The organism is Bacillus haikouensis, assembly GCF_013179555.1.
GTDB classification, from domain to species: Bacteria; Bacillota; Bacilli; order Bacillales; family Bacillaceae_B; genus Rossellomorea; species Rossellomorea haikouensis_A.
This window is the reverse complement of record NZ_JABMCR010000419.1, coordinates 1-2,681: the sequence shown is the minus strand read 5'-3', so window position 1 is coordinate 2,681 and position 2,681 is coordinate 1. Positions and strand designations below refer to the sequence as shown.

The window sequence follows — 2,681 nt, the reverse complement described above, 5'->3', positions numbered from 1 at the left end:
CTGCAATACCAGCCACTTGAGGTGACGCCATCGATGTACCAGATAGGCGTTGATAGGCATGCGAATAATCCGTAGAATCTTCTTTATTTTGAACATAAGCGGGAACGGTTGATAAAATATTCACTCCTGGTGCAGTCACTTCTGGCTTGATATCATATAACGTTCCTGAAGGGCCTTTCGAACTAAAGGAAGCCAGCTCGTCTCCACTGATTTCTGCTCTTCCTGCTTCACCAAGAGTGAACATAGGTGTACCTTCCTTGAATAGTTCTTTTACTTCTAATCCAGCATGGTTTGATAACGAAAATGTAGGGATATTATCGTTACCTTCACCTAGATAATGTGGAATATGGCCTTCGTCTGGATTATTATTATAAATCACAACGCCAACCGCGCCATTTTGTTTTGCATAGTTCATTTTTTCAATGAGGGCATACGTACCTCTGGCAACAAAGGCTACTTTCCCATTGACATCTTTTCCGTTGTAATCAGCTGGTCCGCCTTCTCCCGCTTCGACTATTTCAAAGCTTTTTCCTTGGAGATTACTAAACTCATCCGTCCATTTGTTGGTCATTAATTGAAGGTTTCCGTCCAGCTCCTTGCCTTCTGCTGAAAACGCACCGTCATAAGTTATGACAAAAGATGGAGCAGAACTTGCGCCCACTGTCAAAGCAAGTGCGGCAGCTCCGGGAGAACCTAATGTACTATTCCCAAGATCCCCTGAGTTCCCGGCAGCTACAACTGCCGTCACACCACTTAAAACGGCATTATCGACCGCTAAGCTTGAAGCATCTAACGGATTGTTCGTTTGTGCTCCAAGTGATAGATTAATGATATCCATTCCGTCTGCAACGGCACGGTCTATTCCGGCGATAATGGCGCTATTCGATCCACTTCCATATGGACCTAGAACACGATAAACGTTCAATTCTGCATCAGGGGCCACTCCTGTGACCTTATAATCAGAATCATTTTCAGCTTGACCAACGATTGTCCCTGATACATGTGTCCCATGTTCTGTGTAGTATGTGCTGCCCTGGTTTACTTCCGGATATCCAGCAGCTGCTTCCCAATCCTCATACGTTGTTTCCATCGGATCATTATCATTATCAACAAAGTCATACCCGCCTTTATAGGCATCTTTTAAATCCGGGTGATGATAATCGATGCCTGTGTCAATAACTCCAACTTTCACTCCTTTACCTGTAAACCCCTCATTATGCAATTTATCGATATTCATGAAAGGAATACTATCCACTTTGGTCGTTGAGCCTTCTTCCTCCGTTGATTTAGGTGGTGGAGTAAGCTGAACCTCTAATTCGCTATATACTGCTTTTACAACGTTTGAGTCTAATAGATTTTCAACCTTATTGGCTGGTAGAGTGATTGCCACTCCATTAAACGCATTCTTATAGGAGTGTTTGAGCTCGTAGTTATCTTTTCCGGATTTTGTCTTTTTCACGACCTTCTCATCTAGGTCTTTTTTGAATAATTTATGGGACTCTTCCACCTTTTTCTTTGCCTTTTCAAGAGAAACTTCTTCACCCTTGAGGGACTGTTGAATTTGCTCTGTCTTTGCAGGAAGCTGTTCGAATTCGACAATAACGGTTACATCTTCTTCACTTTTTAAATCAATATCCCTCGATAATTGAAGTCCTCTCAATGTTCGGTTGGCTTCTAATTTATCAAGTGCTTCACGTTGTTCTTTCGAAAGATCCGCAAGTACGTTCATGGCATTAGATCCTGATTCTGCTTGAACAACTGGGTCAAAACCGATTGGTCCCGCTGCACCCAGCAGAAGTCCCATGCTTAGAGCAACCTTAGGAAATTTGCTATTTCTCATCATTTTTACCCCCTATTTATACTACTTCTAATTATATTGTCGAATCTTCATGATGTCATTTGGGGGAATTCAGACCATTTTCAAGAGAAGATCTTAATTGTTTTTACTTCTAATGAGCAGGTGAATACTGAAAAATCGATATTTTCAGTGTATTTAAATACAAAAAGAAAACCTTTGCACCAGGACCTTATAATCATGAATATTGGGCAATATTGAAGATCCGTGATAACACAGCTACCTATACTATGCACATAGAAATTCCATTAATCTACTACTTTCATTAAATCAGATAATACGAAATTAACGTTTGGGAAAAACTAGACTATCAAATGAACTAAACCATTTTAATAATTTTTAGCTGAAACATAAAAATACACAAAATAATAAATCAAATTACCCAGAATTAAAGAACATCCGTTGCTTATCGTTCTCTAGATTACCCCAATACATTCCCCATTATATTTATGAGATGATTTTTCTAATAGTAAGAAAATTCAATTCACTTACTAAATTCCTATCAAGGAGGAGTGTATCATTTGGACAAGAACAAGTTAATAAAAAAAGCAGCCACAGCCGGACTATCATTGGGAATGGTATTCAGTACAATATCCTATTCCCCTGAAAGTGCGTTGGGGGAGACAGTTAAAACTCCCGTTTCTCATTCGGAAATGCTCAGTAAACTTACTGATACCCAAAGAATGGCCTTAAAGAACTTAGAATTAAACGACAAAACAGGGCTGCAGTTATCCACTGCTGTCAACCTTGATACCGATGAAGAGATCTCTATTATAGTGGAGTTGCATCAGAAGCCTGTCAAAGCAGCTCAACTTCAAGCAAGCTC

Annotated in this window: 2 protein-coding genes; one reads left to right on the top strand and one right to left on the bottom strand. The window is 40.0% G+C overall.

Features of this window, described 5'->3' with window-relative positions:
* On the bottom strand, window positions 1-1,843 hold a 1,843-nt coding region (locus HP456_RS22505; protein ID WP_172255245.1), incomplete at its 3' end, for a S8 family serine peptidase.
* A gap of 533 nt (window positions 1,844-2,376) precedes the next feature.
* Between HP456_RS22505 and HP456_RS22500 the strand changes: the two genes are divergently transcribed.
* Window positions 2,377-2,681, top strand: a 305-nt coding sequence (locus HP456_RS22500; RefSeq protein ID WP_172255243.1) for a hypothetical protein, incomplete at its 3' end; no start/stop codon positions are given.